The 15,475-nt window shown below is 68.7% G+C and carries 11 protein-coding genes; 8 read left to right on the top strand and 3 right to left on the bottom strand.

The window, feature by feature from the left end:
* The first annotated feature begins 317 nt into the window (after window positions 1–317).
* Window positions 318–1,043 (top strand): DUF2076 domain-containing protein, encoded by a 726-nt coding sequence (locus LW587_RS04745; protein ID WP_232628438.1) that lies wholly within the window; start codon window positions 318–320, stop codon window positions 1,041–1,043.
* Window positions 1,044–1,129: 86 nt separating this feature from the next.
* Here LW587_RS04745 and LW587_RS04740 read toward each other — a convergent pair whose 3' ends face one another.
* Window positions 1,130–1,885, bottom strand: a complete 756-nt coding sequence (locus LW587_RS04740) for a L,D-transpeptidase (RefSeq protein WP_232628449.1) — start codon at window positions 1,883–1,885, stop codon at window positions 1,130–1,132.
* A 217-nt stretch (window positions 1,886–2,102) separates the two neighbouring features.
* On the opposite strand from LW587_RS04740, the gene LW587_RS04735 reads away from it, so the two are divergent.
* The 4 genes from LW587_RS04735 to moaD all read left to right on the top strand — a co-directional run bounded on the left by LW587_RS04735 (window position 2,103) and on the right by moaD (window position 6,087).
* On the top strand, window positions 2,103–2,822 hold the full coding sequence (locus LW587_RS04735) for a protein phosphatase CheZ (RefSeq protein WP_232628437.1): 720 nt from the start codon (window positions 2,103–2,105) through the stop codon (window positions 2,820–2,822).
* 211 nt (window positions 2,823–3,033) lie between these two features.
* Window positions 3,034–5,097: an excinuclease ABC subunit UvrC gene (gene uvrC / locus LW587_RS04730; protein ID WP_232628436.1), complete on the top strand. Its 2,064-nt coding sequence runs from the start codon at window positions 3,034–3,036 to the stop codon at window positions 5,095–5,097.
* A gap of 82 nt (window positions 5,098–5,179) precedes the next feature.
* Entirely contained in the window at window positions 5,180–5,779 is a 600-nt protein-coding gene (pgsA, locus tag LW587_RS04725; protein WP_232628435.1) for a CDP-diacylglycerol--glycerol-3-phosphate 3-phosphatidyltransferase, read from the top strand.
* A gap of 56 nt (window positions 5,780–5,835) precedes the next feature.
* The gene (gene moaD, locus LW587_RS04720; protein WP_232628448.1) at window positions 5,836–6,087 is read left to right on the top strand and encodes a molybdopterin converting factor subunit 1; all 252 of its coding nucleotides are present in this window, start codon (window positions 5,836–5,838) and stop codon (window positions 6,085–6,087) included.
* A 111-nt stretch (window positions 6,088–6,198) separates the two neighbouring features.
* Here moaD and LW587_RS04715 read toward each other — a convergent pair whose 3' ends face one another.
* Window positions 6,199–6,648 carry a DMT family transporter gene (locus LW587_RS04715; protein ID WP_232628434.1) on the bottom strand — a complete coding sequence of 150 codons (450 nt, stop codon included), beginning with the start codon at window positions 6,646–6,648 and terminating at the stop codon, window positions 6,199–6,201.
* Between the two features lie 800 nt (window positions 6,649–7,448).
* On the opposite strand from LW587_RS04715, the gene LW587_RS04710 reads away from it, so the two are divergent.
* Window positions 7,449–11,576: a hypothetical protein gene (locus LW587_RS04710; protein WP_332839819.1), complete on the top strand. Its 4,128-nt coding sequence runs from the start codon at window positions 7,449–7,451 to the stop codon at window positions 11,574–11,576.
* A gap of 288 nt (window positions 11,577–11,864) precedes the next feature.
* Here the strand turns inward: LW587_RS04710 and LW587_RS04705 are convergent, their stop codons facing one another.
* Window positions 11,865–12,791, bottom strand: a complete 927-nt coding sequence (locus tag LW587_RS04705; RefSeq protein WP_232628432.1) for a metal ABC transporter substrate-binding protein — start codon at window positions 12,789–12,791, stop codon at window positions 11,865–11,867.
* Window positions 12,792–12,978: 187 nt separating this feature from the next.
* Between LW587_RS04705 and LW587_RS04700 the strand changes: the two genes are divergently transcribed.
* Together LW587_RS04700 and LW587_RS04695 are read left to right on the top strand one after the other, a co-directional pair.
* Window positions 12,979–13,518: a Spy/CpxP family protein refolding chaperone gene (locus tag LW587_RS04700; RefSeq protein ID WP_332839818.1), complete on the top strand. Its 540-nt coding sequence runs from the start codon at window positions 12,979–12,981 to the stop codon at window positions 13,516–13,518.
* Between the two features lie 124 nt (window positions 13,519–13,642).
* Window positions 13,643–15,445: an ABC transporter ATP-binding protein gene (locus LW587_RS04695; protein WP_232628430.1), complete on the top strand. Its 1,803-nt coding sequence runs from the start codon at window positions 13,643–13,645 to the stop codon at window positions 15,443–15,445.
* The last annotated feature ends 30 nt before the right edge of the window (window positions 15,446–15,475 follow it).

The raw sequence follows: 15,475 nt of genomic DNA, 5'->3' as shown, positions 1-15,475 counted from the left end.
GTGGTCCGCGCCGGCATCAACTACAAGTTCGGCTCCTACTAGGACCGAACGGGATCGCGGCTCCTCCGGGAGCCGCCGTCTCTCCGAAGCCCGGCGCCCCGCGCCGGGCTTTTTTCGTTCTGGGCGCGATTTCCATGAGCTGAAACGCGCCCTCCGTTCGTTCATGTGGGGGGACCGGACCCCGAGGCCCTCTGTCGAAGGTGGGCGGCCCGTCATTCCGGTCCCCGCCGGGCAACCCTTACAATAGCTCGGCCGGCCCCCATCTCATCCGCACCGCACGGTCGACGACTGCGCCGGCGCTCCAGGAGGACGGCTCCATGAACAGCGAAGAACGCGACATCATCAACGGCATCTTTCAGCGGCTCGAACAGGCATCCGGCCAGCAGCGCGATGCCGATGCCGAGCGGTTCATCGCCGACAAGCTGCGCAGCCAGCCCTACGCGCCCTACGCCATGGCGCAGCTGATCTACGTGCAGGAGGAGGCGATCAAGAGCCTCAACCAGCAGCTCGAACAAACCCGCCAGCAGGCCCAGGCCCAGCCCTCGGGCGGCGGCGGCTTCCTGTCGAGCATCTTCGGCGGCGGCGGCCGTTCCGAGCCGCAGCGTCCGGCGGGCCAAGCCTGGGGCCAGCAGCAGCCCGGTTACGGCGGCCAGCCCGGCTATGGCGGCCAGCCCGGCTATGGCGGCCAGCCGCCCGGCTTCGGCGGCCCGCAGCAGGGCGGCCCCTGGGGTGGCCAGCCCGGCTACGCCCAGCAGCAGCCCGCCCGCGGCGGCGGCTTCCTCGCGAGCGCCCTGCCGATGGCGGCGGGCGCGGCGGGCGGCATGCTTCTGGGCAGCGCCCTCTCCAACGCCTTCGCGGGCGGCCACTCGCAGCTCGGCAGCGCCTCGGCGGCGGGGCTCGCGAGCCCGGCCGGCGCGGACCAGGATCTGGGCTCGGCCCTCGGCGGCGGCGATGCCGGGTTCCAGGACGCCTCGTTCGGCGGCGATACGGGCGGGGATTTCGGTGGCGATCTCGGCGACGGCGGGGACGAAGACTGGGCCTGATCCCGGCCCCCTCCCCCTGACACGGGAAAGCCCGGCGCGTCGCCCGCGCCGGGCTTTCTTTCGTTCGGGGGGTGTCCGGATCGTAGTCAGATCACCTCGACGCGGGTCCCGACGGGGGTGCGCTCGTAGAGGTCGATCACGTCCTCGTTCATCATGCGGATGCAGCCCGAGGAGACGTTCTGCCCGATCGTGTGCGGCTCGTTGGTGCCGTGGATGCGGTAGAGCGAGGTGCCGAGATAGAGGGCCCGGGCGCCGAGCGGGTTGCCCGGTCCGCCCTCCATGTGGCGCGGCAGATCGGGCCGGCGCTGGAGCATCTCCGCGGGCGGGGTCCAGCCCGGCCATTCGCGCTTGGCCGAGACCGCCTTCACCCCCGACCACGTGAAGCCGGGGCGGCCGACGCCGATCCCGTAGCGGATCGCCTGTCCGCCGGGCTGGATCAGGTAGAGGTGCTTGGCGGCCGTATCGATCACGATGGTCCCGGGCCGGCCCTGCCCCTCATAGGGGACGACCTGCCGCGAGAAGCGGGGATCCATGGCCCGCGCGATGCCGGCCTCCTCGGCAGGGGCCTGGCTCGGAAGGGCCGCGAACCGCGCCCGAGGGGTCGGGGCCGAGATGGGGGCCGACATGGGGGCCGACATGGGAGCTTGGGCGGCCCGCGGCGCCGGGAGGCCGCCATAGCCGTCGACCGCCGGGTGGCGCGGCAGGCCCGGAGCGTCGCCGGTCATCAGGAATTCGATGAAGCCGCCGCCATACTGGCCCGGCTGCGGCGGGGCCTGGGCGAGCGCCGGCGCCGATCCCGCGACCATCAGGCAGACGGCCGCCACCCCCATCCCGAACCGCATCACCCACTCCTCGCCCGGTACCCCGATCCGGCCAGGGTCGGAGAGTCCCCCCTGCGGGCGATGAACGAACATGGTGAATCCTGGCGCTTCCCCGGAAAGCGGGGACTGTCGTGAACGCTCGGTAAATGACGTCCGACGGCGCGGTCTTCAGCAAATCGCAACCACTGCGCGGGATGCTGTCGCCATTGACCACGCGCCCCGAAGGCCCGCCAGACCGATGATGACCAAGCGCTACCGCATCGAGGACAGCCTCGGCTTGGCCGCCCCGGTGGCGCCCGCGGCCCTGGTCGAGGCCCCGCCCAGTCCGCGCCTCGACGAGATTCTCGGCGCGATCAACGATCTGCGCCGCATCACCCAGGCCAGCGCGGGCGAGACCATCGAGGCCTGCCGCCGCGAGCTCGGCGAGGCCTTCGCCATGCGCCACGAACTCGAGGTGATGAAGGACGCGATCTCCCGCACCAAGACCGAGATCGCGAGCCTCCACCGCTCGGAGCACAACGGCAAGGGCATGCGCCGCGTCGCGGGCGAGCTCGACGCCGTGGTCGAATCGACCGAGCAGGCCACCTCGACCATCCTCAGCGCCATCGAGCGGATCGAGACCAACGCCAACATGCTCCGGGGCGTCCGCCTGCCGAAGGCCGGACAGGAGAATGTCGACGCCATTCTCGACAGTGTGATCGGCGCCTACGAGGCCTGCAATTTCCAGGACCTCACCGGGCAGCGCATCAGCAAGATCGTCGGGGTGCTCAAATTCGTCGAAGAGCATCTCGACCGTGTCATCAGCGCCTGGAGCAATCTCGAAACGTTCCGCGATCTCCTCGCCGTCGATGCCGCGGTCACGAGCGCGGACGACGAGAGCTCGCTGCTGAACGGGCCGAAGCTCCAGGACGATCCGGGCCATGTCGACCAGTCGGACATCGACGCGCTGTTCGACTGACCGGTCCGCGCGCCGTCCCGGGACGGCGCCCCCTCCCGACACCCCGCGGCGGGAACCGCGCGGGGACGCGTGAATGGCGGACGGTGGCCGCCCGGCGCGCCTTCGCAGACCTTTCCCGTCGCGGACCCTTAGGGTCGCGGACCCTTGCCGTCTCGGACCCTTGCCGTCGCGGACCCTTCCCACCGGATTCGGCCCGGCCTACATCAGCCGCATGAGCCGAGCGACCCGATCCAGTTTCGAGGACGTCCCTCCGGAATCCTTCGACGAGGACGAGGCCGAGGTTGCGGCTCTCGACGAGGCCCCCGAGATCGATTTCGATTTCGAGCCCGGCGCGGTCCAGGCCGGGACCGAGATCATCCGCCGGTTCTGGTCGACCCTGCCGTCCTCGCCCGGCGTCTACCGGATGTTCGACCACAAGGGCGATGTCCTCTATGTCGGCAAGGCCAAGAACCTGAAGGCGCGCGTCGGCTCCTACGCGCGGGGCCAGGCGCATTCCAACCGCATCGCCCGGATGATCGCCCAGACCGCGGCGATGGAGTTCGTCACGACCGCGACCGAGACGGAAGCGCTGCTGCTGGAAGCCAACCTCATCAAGCAGCTGAAGCCGCGCTTCAACGTGCTGATGCGGGACGACAAGTCGTTTCCCTACATCCTGCTGACCAGCGACGGGCCGGCCCCGCAGGTCGTCAAGCACCGGGGGGCACGTCGCCGCAAAGGCAATTACTACGGCCCGTTCGCCAATGTCTGGGCGGTCAACCGCACGGTCAACGCGCTGCAGCGGGCCTTCCTGCTGCGCACCTGCTCGGACAGCTATTACGAGAACCGGACCCGGCCCTGCCTGCTCTACCAGATCAAGCGCTGCTCCGGCCCCTGCACCGGCGAGATCCCCGCCGAGGAGTATGAGGCCCTCGCCGACAGCGCCCGCGCCTTCCTCTCCGGCAAGTCCAACGCCGTGAAGGACCGGATGCGCGACGAGATGCAGGCCGCCTCCGAAAACCTCGAATTCGAGCGCGCCGCCCGCTTCCGCGACCGCATTGCCGCCCTCTCGGCGATCCAGGGGACGCAAGGGGTGAACACCCAAGGCGTCGCAGAGGCCGACGTCTTCGCCCTCGACGAGCAGGCCGGCCAGTTCTGCATCGAGGTGTTCTTCTTCCGCAACTTCCAGAACTGGGGCAACCGCGCCTATTTCCCCAAGGCCGACCGCAGCATGAGCGCCGACGAGGTGCTGACCTCGTTCATCTCGCAATTCTACGATGACAAGCCGGCGCCCCGGATCGTGCTGGTCAGTCACCCGATCGAGGATGCGGAATTGGTCGCCGCCGCCCTGTCCAGCCGGGTCGATCACCGGGTCGAGCTTCACCTGCCGCAGCGGGGCGAGCGCCGCAATCTCGTCGACTATGCGCGGCGCAACGCCAAGGAGGCGCTCGGGCGGCGGCTTGCCGACACCGCCTCCCAGGGCAAGCTGCTCGCCGCGCTCGGCCAGACCCTCGGCCTGGAGCGGCCCCCGCGCCGGGTCGAGGTCTACGACAACTCGCACATCTCCGGCACCAACGCGGTCGGCGGGATGATTGTGGCCGGCCCCACCGGCTTCATGAAGACCCATTACCGCACCTTCAACATCAAGTCGGAGGAGCTGACCCCCGGCGACGATTTCGGGATGATGCGGGAGGTGCTGACCCGGCGCTTCAAGCGGCTCGCCAAGGAGGCGCCGCGCGGGACGCGGGAGGCGGCCTCCGGCCTGGCGGAGACCGCCGCGGGGGAACAGGCGGTGACGGTCGCGACGACGGCGGAGGCTGCGCTCGATGATGCCGACAGCGTCCCGGCCTGGCCCGACCTCGTGCTGATCGACGGCGGCGCCGGGCAGCTCGAGGCCGTGCGCGGCGTGCTGGCCGAGATCGGCGTGACCGACCTGCCCCTGGTTGGCATCGCCAAGGGGCGTGACCGCGATGCGGGTCGGGAAACCTTTTTCCTGCCGGGCCGCCCGCCCTTCAAGCTGCCTCCCCGCGACCCCGTGCTCTATTTCGTGCAGCGATTGCGGGACGAGGCCCACCGCTTCGCCATCGGCACCCACCGGGCCCGGCGCAAACGCGAGATGACGAAGAACCCGCTGGACGAGATCGCCGGCATCGGCCCGACCCGCAAGCGGGCGCTTCTGCACCATTTCGGGACCGTGAAGGCGATCCAGCGGGCGGCGCTGGAGGATCTCACCAAGGCGCCCGGCGTCAACGCCGCGACCGCCCGAGCGGTCTACGACTTCTTCCGCGCCAATGCGTGAGGGCGCCCCCGAACCGACCGGCGATCCGGCGGCGCCTTCGCCGCGGTTGACGCTGCCGACGCCGCATGATTTGTCCGCGCCGATGAACGCCGTCCTCCCCCGACGCCGGTCGCAGGCCTGGACGCTCGCGAACTGCCTCACCTACGGCCGCCTCGTCGCGGTCCCGGTGGTCGTCGGCCTGCTGTTCTGGCCCGACGAGTTCACGGCCCGCTGGGTCGCCTTCGGCCTCTTCGTGGTGGCCGCGATCACCGACTACCTCGACGGCTACATCGCCCGCACCTACGCCCAGAGTTCGGCTTTGGGGCGGATGCTCGACCCCATCGCCGACAAGCTCCTCGTCGCCGCCTGCCTCCTGATGCTCGCGGCCGACCGGACGATCGAGGGCCCCTCGCTCTGGGCGGCCCTGGTCATCCTGTGCCGCGAGGTGCTGGTCTCGGGTCTGCGCGAGTACCTCGCCGAATTGAAGGTCGGCCTGCCGGTGAGTCGCATCGCCAAGTGGAAGACCACCGTGCAGCTCCTGGCGCTCGGCGTCCTCGTCGCGGGGCCCGCGGCGGAGGAGCTGCTCCCCGGCAGCATGACCGTCGGCATCGTGCTGCTGTGGCTCGCCGCCGCGCTGACGCTCTATACCGGCTGGGACTACATGAGAGCCGGCATCCGGCACGCGATCGACGATCCGCGCTGAGTGCGTTTCGACGGGGGAACCGGCCGGTGACGACCGGCGCGGGTCAGGGGCGCGACATGAAGCTCGTCTACTTCGCCTGGGTGCGCGAGCGCGTCGGCAAGCCGGAGGAGACGGTGACCCCGCCCGCCGAGGTCGCGACCGTCGCCGACCTGATCCTCTGGCTGAAGGGGCGGGGCGAGGAATATGCCTACGCGTTCGAGACGGAAGGGGTGGTCCGCACCGCCATCGATCGTGTGCACGCCAAGCCCGGCAGTCCGATCGTGGGCGCGCAGGAGATCGCCTTCTTCCCGCCGATGACCGGCGGGTAACGGGCCGCTCCCTCGGAGCCACGGCCCACGGGGGACGCCGGCTCTCCGGAACAGCCGATGCGCCACCGACGCTGAGAGGACCGCCCGGGATCCGGGATCGCGAGCGAGCCCCTAAAAGGCCAGGATCAAGCCGGCGCCGACGACCAGAAGCGCCGCGCCCACGATCCGCGGCAGGCCGGCCTCGTGGACCGGCAGGCCCAGGAGGCCGAAATGGTCGAAGGTGAGCGAGGTCAGCATCTGCCCGACCAGGATCAGGCCGAAGAACGTGGCGGTGCCGATGCGCGGCACGACGAAGATCGCGCCGACGATGTAGACCGCGCCGAGCAGGCCCCCGATCCAGAGGTACCAGGGCGCCCGGCCGGCCGCGGCCAGACTCGGCAGGCTCTCGCGCTGGAGCGCGAGGACCGCGAGGAGGGCGACCATGCCGACGACGAAGTTCGCGAGCGCCGCCCAAAGCCCCGAGCCCAGGGCGGTCCGCAGGCCCGTATTGGCGGCCTGCTGCACCACGAAGGCGACGCCGGCCAGCGTGGCCGCCAGGTAAAATCCGATCTGTGAGGTCAAGCGTCTCGCTCCCGGCGGCGTTATCCCGCGCGGGAAAGCTGGAACGGGCGGGCCCCGCGTCGAGCCCGGGAAGTCGTTTCTGTCGAGTGCTCGCAATGGAATTCCGGAGAGGCCGATGCCCCCTTTCAAGCCTTGGCCATGCGGCGGACGGCGGCTGGCGGGATCAGCCTGTCCGGTTCGGAACGTTGGAGAATCAGCCTGCCGGTCGAGGGGAGATCCCTTGAGGGGCGCATCGACGCGGGGCCGCAGGCATTCGGCCGTCGGGATGGACGAGGATGGTGCGGTCGATAAAGGATTCGAAGACTTTGCCGCGCAAATAATCTTTATTTTGCGTAGAAATCAAACTCATTGAGTAGGCGGACGACGGCGCGCCCCGCTGCTTTGGCCATTCCACATCATCTTCATAAAAATTACGGACGAGACTATTTTTGTCCACGATCCGACATCGCACTCTTTAACAAATCGTGTCAAATAAACCTTTTCATTTTTCATAAAATGGCTTTTAGACAATAATGGCGGCCGGATTTTCAGATCCGCAGCTGTCGAAGTCAATAGACATCGATATGTTGATGATGATTCCGCATGACCTTGCGACATCGGCACGCCGGCAATTTTTGTATCCTCGTTTTCCTTCTCGGTCCATGAAGAAGACACGTCTATGATGTTTTTATAATTTAGAGTAATTAGCAGAAATGCAACTCATTACTCCAAAATCCATAAATAATGAATGCCAGCCTAACTTCATGCGTAGAAGTACGTAATCGCCCTGCCTGCGAATCAATTGACAGCAAAAAACTGCCATGCGATCCCATCAATCAGAATTGAGGGGGGACTCAAAAATGGCAACGAAAACGGGCACCAATCGCCCTGATGTGCTGATCGGAACGACTTACAACGATACTATTAGTGGACTCGAAGGTAGCGATAACATCAATGCTTTAAGCGGAGATGACATCGTCTCTGGCGGAAAAGGCAATGACTTCATATACGGCGGCAGTGGCGCCGATGTGTTGAATGGTGAAGACGACGACGACTTCATCGATGGCGGTACCGGCAACGACCTGATCGACGGCGGTCTCGGCAACGACACCCTGATCGCCAGCGAGGGCAGCGATGTCGTCTCTGGCGGCGCCGGCAACGACACCTTCGTCGTCCATGGCAGCGCGGACGACATCGTCACCATCAACGACAGCGCCGGCATCGACCTGCTCGACTTCTCCCTCGGCACGACCGCGGCCACGATCGACCTGCGCTCCGGCGCTTCCTCCTTCGTCGACGGGCGCGAGATCATCATCAACGGCGGCTCGGTCACCCTGCCCCTCGACTTCGTCCTGCTGCAGGACCTCTCCGGCTCGTTCAGCGACGACGTCGCGACTCTGCAGGAGCTGGTTCCCGATCTCGTCTCCAAGCTGGAGAGCCTTCAGCCGGATGTCCGCTTCGGCGTGGCCAGCTTCGTCGATAAGCCAACCGATCCGTTCGGCGCCTCCGGCGACTACGTCTACCAGACCGATCTCGCCCTCACCGCGGACGCCAGCGCCTTCCAGGCCGCGGTCGACGGCCTCGTCGTGCGCAACGGCGGCGACATACCGGAATCGCAGATCGAGGCGCTGATGCAGCTCGCCCTGCGCCCGTCCGAACTCGGCTTCCGCGCCGGCGCCCTGCGGGCCGTCGTCCTCACCACGGACGCGCCTCCGCATGTGGCGGGCGACTTCGCCTCGGCCGGCCCCAACAACGGCGACGCCGTCCTCGACGGCGGTGGGCTCGGCGAGGACTACCCGTCCGTCGATCAGGTCCGCGCGGCGCTCCTCGACGGTGGAATCGTGCCGATCTTTGCCGTGACTGCAGACATGGTGGCGACCTACGAGGCCCTGGTGACCGAACTCGGTTTCGGCACGGTCGTGACGCTCAGCAGCGACAGTTCCGACATCATCGAGGCGATCGGCGAAGGTCTGACCTCGGTCACGACGACCGATATCGAAAACGCCCTCGGCACCGATTACGATGACATCATCACCGGCAACGACCTCAACAACGCGATCGACGGCGGCAAAGGCGCCGACCTCGTCGATGGCGGTCTCGGCAACGACACCCTGATCGCCAGCGAGGGCAGCGATATCGTCTCCGGCGGCGCCGGCAACGACACCTTCGTGGTCCACGGCAGCGCGGGCGACATCGTCACCATCAACGACAGCGTCGGCATCGACCTGCTCGACTTCTCCCTCGGCACGACCGCGGCCACGATCGACCTGCGCTCCGGCGCTTCCTCCTTCGTCGACGGGCGCGAAATCATCATCAACGGCGGCTCGGTCACCCTGCCCCTCGACTTCGTCCTGCTGCAGGACCTTTCCGGCTCGTTCAGCGAGGACGTCGCGACCCTGCAGGAGCTGGTTCCCGATCTCGTCGCCGAGCTGGAGAGCCTTCAGCCGGATGTCCGCTTCGGCGTGGCCAGCTTCGTCGATAAGCCGACCGATCCGTTCGGCGCCTCCGGCGACTACGTCTACCAGACCGATCTCGCCCTCACCGCGGACGCCAGCGCCTTCCAGGCCGCGGTCGACGGCCTCGTCGTGCGCAACGGCGGCGACGGGCCGGAATCGCAGATCGAGGCGCTGATGCAGCTCGCCCTGCGCCCGTCCGAGCTCGGCTTCCGTGCCGGCGCCCTGCGGGCCGTCGTCCTCACCACGGACGCGCCTCCGCATGTGGCCGGCGACTTCGCCTCGGCTGGCCCCAACAACGGCGACGACGTCCTCGACGGCGGTGGGCTCGGTGAGGACTACCCGTCCGTCGATCAGGTCCGCGCGGCGCTCCTCGACGGTGGAATCGTGCCGATCTTTGCCGTGACTGCAGACATGGTGGCGACCTATGAGGCTCTGGTGGCGGAGCTTGGTTTCGGCACGGTCGTGACGCTCAGCAGCGACAGTTCCGACATCATCGAGGCGATCAGCGAAGGACTGACCTCGGTCACGACGACCGACATCGAGAACGCCCTCGGCACGGACTTCGCCGACACCATCACCGGCAATGCGCTCGCTAACCGGATCGACGGCGGCAAGGGCGCCGACAGCATGACGGGCGGCGCGGGATCGGACACCTACGTCGTCGACAACGTCGGCGACAGGGTCTTCGAAGCGGAATCGGCGATCGGGACCGACCTCATCGAGTCTTCGGTGACGTTCAGCTTGGCCGGCCAGTTCGTCGAGAACCTGACCTTGACCGGCAACGCCAGCATCAACGCCACCGGCAACGGCCTGGCCAACAGGCTGACGGGAAATACCGCCGCCAACCAGATCGACGGCGGCGCAGGCATCGACACGCTGATCGGCAAGGCTGGCAACGACACCTACTTCGTCGATGCTGCCGAGGATCAGGTGATCGAGGCCGTCGGCGAGGGTTACGATATCGTCGTGACGCGCAGCTCCTACAAACTCGGGACGGACCAGGAGATCGAGGAACTGCGGGCCCTCTCCAAGACCGACGTGACACCGCTCGCCCTCACTGGCAACGGGCTCGACAACAAGATCGTGGGCAATGCCGGCGCCAACGTGATCAACGGCTCCAAAGGCATTGACACCCTCTACGGCGAGGCCGGCAACGACAGCTATTTCGTCGATCATTCCCGCGATCAGGTCTTCGAGGGTGCTGGCAAGGGCCGAGACGTCGTCAACACCTACGTCTCCTACACCCTGGCCGCGGGGGAGGAGATCGAGGAGCTGCGGGTGGTCGATAAAGCCGCCAAGACGACGATCAGCCTGACCGGCAACGAGTTCGCCAACAAGATCGTCGGCGATGCCGGCAACAACCGCCTCGACGGCGGCGGTGGCATCGATGCGCTCTACGGCGATGCCGGCAACGACACCTACGTCGTCGACAACGGGGGCGACGAGGTCTTCGAGGCGGTCGGTGGCGGCAAGGACGTGGTCGCCACCTCGGTCAACTTCACCCTGACCGCCGGCCAGGAAATCGAGGAACTGCGCATTCTCCTGGCAGCCGGCGACCGCGCCATCAACCTGACCGGCAACGCGCTCGCTCAGACGCTCGTCGGCAACGGCGGCGCCAACCGTCTCGACGGCGGCGCAGGCGCCGACACCCTGATCGGCGGGGCCGGCAACGACACCTTCCTCGTCGACAACGCGGGTGACAAGGTGACCGAGGCGGTGGGCGGAGGCACCGACATCGTCGCGACGACCGTGAGCTACACCCTCGCGGCCGGCCAGGAGATCGAGGAGTTGCGGATCGCCCTGGCTGCCGACGATCAGCCCATCAACCTGACCGGCAACGCGTTCGCTCAGACCCTGAAAGGCAATGGCGCAGCCAACACGCTCGACGGAGGGGCCGGCGCCGACACGATGATCGGCGGAGCCGGCAACGACAGCTACCGCGTCGATAACACCGGCGACACGGTGACCGAGGCGACGGGCGGCGGCCGGGACGTGGTCGCCACGTCCGTGAACTATACCCTCGCCTCCGGCCAGGAGATCGAGGAACTCCGTATTCTGGTGTCGGCCGGCGACGCCGCGATCAACCTGACCGGCAACGCGCTCAACCAGACGCTCATCGGCAACGGCGGCGCCAACGTCCTCAACGGGGGCTGGGGCAACGACATCCTGACCGGCGGAGGCGGTGCCGACGCGTTCGTCTTCGCCAATGGGCTCGGGACCGGCAACCTCGACCGCATCACCGACTTCGCCAGCGCGGACACGATCCAGTTGTCGAAGAGCATCTTCACGGCGCTCGCGCCCGGAGATCTTTCCGCAGCCGCGTTCAAGAACATCACCACCGGAACGGCGGATGCGGATGACCGCATCCTCTACAAGCAGTCGACCGGCGAGCTGTTCTACGATGCGGACGCCCTCGGCAGCGGCGCGATGGTGAAGTTCGCCGTGCTCGACAACAAGGCCGCGCTCGGCGCGGGCAACTTCGACATCGTTTGACGAAGGAAGGCCTTGTCGCCCGCGGCATGACCGGGGGGCCGGGCGGCGGCGGCCGGGCGGGCGTTTCGCGCGTCCGGACGAGGACCTGCGGGGTGAACGCCCCGCAGGTCCTACTCCCGACCTCGACCGCGCGGCATGGAACAGGAACGCTGGTCCACTCCCATCCTCCGGCGTGCGACCGTCGCCCCGCCCTCGCGGGCGCGAACATCGTCGTTCATGGCAATGCAACGATCGCCCCTCGGGCGGCCAGAACGCGTATCGCTGTCAGCGTGGAGGATTGACCCGCCGTCAGATCAGCGCGTCCCGGAACGCCTTCAGGTTCGCGCGCATCATCTCGAGATAGGTCGGGGCCGGCCCGTCCGGGCGGCTGAGCGCGTCGGAGAAGATGCGTGCCCCGACGCGGGCCCCGCTCTCGCGGGCGATCTGCTGCATCAGGCGAGGATCGGCGATGCTTTCCACGAACACGGCCGGCACCTTGTCCCGGCGGATCTGGCGGATGATGCGCGCCACGTCCTTCGGGCCGGCCTCGCTGTTGGTGGAGATGCCTTGCGGCGCCAGGAAGCGCAGGCCGTAGGTCGCCGCGTAATAGCCGAACGAATCGTGGGTGGTGATGATGCGCCGCTGCGCCTCGGGAATGGCCGCGAGCCCGGTGCGGATCTCGGCCTCCAGCACATCCAGCTGACCCGTATAGGCCGCGGCGTTGGCGGCATAGTCCGCAGCGTGGGCGGGATCGGCCTTGGCCAGGGCGTCACGGATATTGGCCACATAGACCTTCGCATTCGCGACGCTCTGCCAGGCATGCGGGTCGGGATGCGCCCCGTCGGCCGAGTCAGGGCCGTGAGAATGGTCGTGACCGTGATCGTGGTCCTCGCTGCCGGGGATCGTGGCCACGCCGCGGGACGCCGTCACGACCGGGGCCTTGGTGCCCGAGGCCCGGATCAGGCGCTCGATCCAGCCCTCGAAGCCGAGGCCGTTGACGACCACGAGATCGGCCTCGGCCACCCGCCGGGCATCGCCCGGGGTCGGGCTGTAGCCGTGCGCGTCGGCATCCGGGCCCACGAGGCTGGTCACCGCCACCCGTTCGCCGCCCACCTGGGCGACGAGGTCGGCCAGGATCGAGAAGGTGGCGACCGCCTTGATCTTGGTCTCCGCCGCCGCCGTGCCGGGCGCCAGAACCGCCAGCATCAGAAGAACCTTGAGCAACCCGCGCCGCATCCCAACCGCTCCCGCATCAGAGCGGACGACATAATGTAACATTATCACATCGCCAAGGCCGGTTCTTCGCCCGCCCCGGCCTTCGGCGAACATGGACGAGCTGTCATGTGCCGGACACGCTGCGGAGAGGCGAGCTTGTCCATTCTCGAACCTCGGGGGGGAAGACTTCGTTCGAAGGGAGATGGCGATGCCGAATCGACGGATGGCAGGGTTGGCGATGCTGGGACTCCTCGGGCTCGGCGCGGCCGGGCTCGGCGTCGCCTCGTCCTGGGCGGGGGAGCGGGGCGATCCGTTCGGGAAGGGGCGCGAACATGGCGATGGGCACGGGCGCTGGAACGCGCTCTCCCCGGAGGACCGGGACGCCTTCGCGGATGCGCGCATCGCCGCGCTTCGGGCGGGGCTGAAGCTCACCCCCGAGCAGGAGACGCTCTGGCCGCCGGTCGAGGCCGCGATCCGCGACCTGTCCAAACAGCGGGCTGCGCAGCGGGAGGCCCGGCGCGAACGCGGCCGCATGGTCGACGACGCGCCCGGTGCCCTGCGGGGCATGGCCGACGCGGCCACGGCGCGCGGGGAGGCCCTTCGCAAGCTCGCCGACGCAGCGACACCGCTCTTCGCGAGCCTGGATAGGGGACAGAAGCGCCGCGCCATGGTCCTGGCCCTGCCCCTGCGCCCTCATGGCGGACCGCACCGGCACGGGCCTCGGCATCACGGCCCGGGCGACGAGTAGTCCCAGCGCGCTCGCCCCGAGAAGGCCCCCCCGCGCTTGATCCGCGCGCGCGGGGGCTGCAAACACCGCGGGGTCCCGGCGGAGGCTTTCGCCGGGCTCATCGCAAAGCAAGACACGGATCGACATGGCGCGCCGGCCGCTCCTGAGGGGCGACACCCTCCCCCTGCTCGGCCGGCTCTGGGGCGAATGGCTCCTGCCCCACCGCGGCACGCTCGTCGTCGTCCTGCTGCTGATCGCCATCGTCGGGGCGGCCACAGGCCTCTATCCGGTTCTGATCAAGTCGGCCTTCGACGCCTTCGACCGCAAGGACCTCTCGGCCCTGGCCTATGGGCCGCTCATCGTCGTGGTGGTCACCTCGGCGCGGGGCTTCGCGCTGTTCGGCCAGACGGTGCTGACGAACCGGGTCGTGACCCGGGTCGAGGCGGACATGCAGGCCGCCCTGTATGCCCACCTCATCGAGGCGGACCTGACCCAGCTCGGGCGCGAGAGCCCCGCCGCCTTCACCCAGCGCTTCACCACCGACTTCGCCTTCATCAAGGAGGCGCTGACCCGCATCTCGACCGTGCTCCTGCGCGACCTCGCCATGCTGATCGCGCTGGTGGCGGCCCTTCTCTGGATGGACCCGCTGCTGACGCTCGCCGCCGCCGTCACGGTCCCCTTCGTGGCCGGTCCGATCGCCCGGATCGGCAAGAAGCTGCGCCAGGTCTCCACGACGACCCAGGAGCAGATGGGCCTCACCGCGAGCCTGATCACCGAGAGCCTGCAGGGCGCGCGCGTGGCCAAGACCTACGCGCTGGAAGGCTACCTGAAGGACCGCGCCACCGAGGCCCTCGACCAGGTGCGCCGCCTCAAGATGAAGGCCGCCAACGCCCGCGGACGCCTCGACCCGCTCCTCGAGATCGGCGGCGGCGTCGCGGTGGCCGGCGTGCTGATGCTGGTGGGCCAGCGGGTGATGACGGGCGACCGCACGGTCGGCGATTTCACCGGCTTCGTGGCCGCCCTCCTCCTCGCCGCCCAGCCCGCCCGGGCGCTCGGCACCCTCAACGCCATCCTTCAGGAGGCGTCGGCCGCGCTCACCCGCTACTTCGCGCTGATGGACGAGGCGCCGACGATCGGCGACAAGCCCGGCGCGCGCCCCCTGACCATCACGGCGGGCGAGATCCGCTTCGAGGGCGTGCAGTTCCGCTATCGGCCGGACGCCCCGGCGCTGGAGGGGATCGACCTCGTCGTACCGGCCGGCGCGACGACCGCCCTGGTCGGGCGCTCCGGCTCCGGCAAATCCTCGCTCCTCAACCTCGTGCCGCGGCTGCACGACGTGACCGCGGGGCGCGTGCTCATCGACGGCATCGACGTGCGCGACGTGACCCTCGCCTCGCTGCGGGCCGCGGTCGCGGTGGTGTCGCAGGAAGTGGTGCTGTTCGACGACACGGTGGCGGCCAATATCGGCTTCGGCCGCCCGGGCGCCACACGGGCCGAGATCGAGGCGGCGGCCCGGGCGGCGGCGGCCCACGGCTTCATCGAGCGGCTCGCCGAGGGCTACGAATTCCGGGTCGGCCCGAGCGGGGGCCGTCTCTCGGGAGGCGAGCGCCAGCGCATCTCCCTCGCTCGGGCCTTCCTCAAGGACGCGCCGATCCTGCTCCTCGACGAGGCGACCTCCGCCCTCGACTCGGAATCCGAACATCTCGTGCAGGAGGCCCTGGAGCGGCTGATGCGCGGGCGCACGACGCTCGTCATCGCCCACCGCCTCTCGACGGTGCGCGAGGCGGCCCGGATCGCGGTGCTCGAAGCCGGAAGGGTGATCGAGATCGGCCGTCACGACGAGCTGGCGGCCCGCGCCGGGACCTATGCCCGCCTGCATCGGCTCCAATTGTCGGACGAGCCAGCGCGGCCCGATGCCGGCCCAGGGGCGGGTGCCCCGCCCGTGTGATCCTGGGGGTCCGGGCGCCGCCGGGTCCCG

Origin of the sequence: Methylobacterium sp. Leaf118, from assembly GCF_920984675.1 — a bacterium.
Taxonomy (GTDB): Bacteria; Pseudomonadota; Alphaproteobacteria; order Rhizobiales; family Beijerinckiaceae; genus Methylobacterium.
This window is presented reverse-complemented; position numbering and strand designations above follow the sequence as displayed.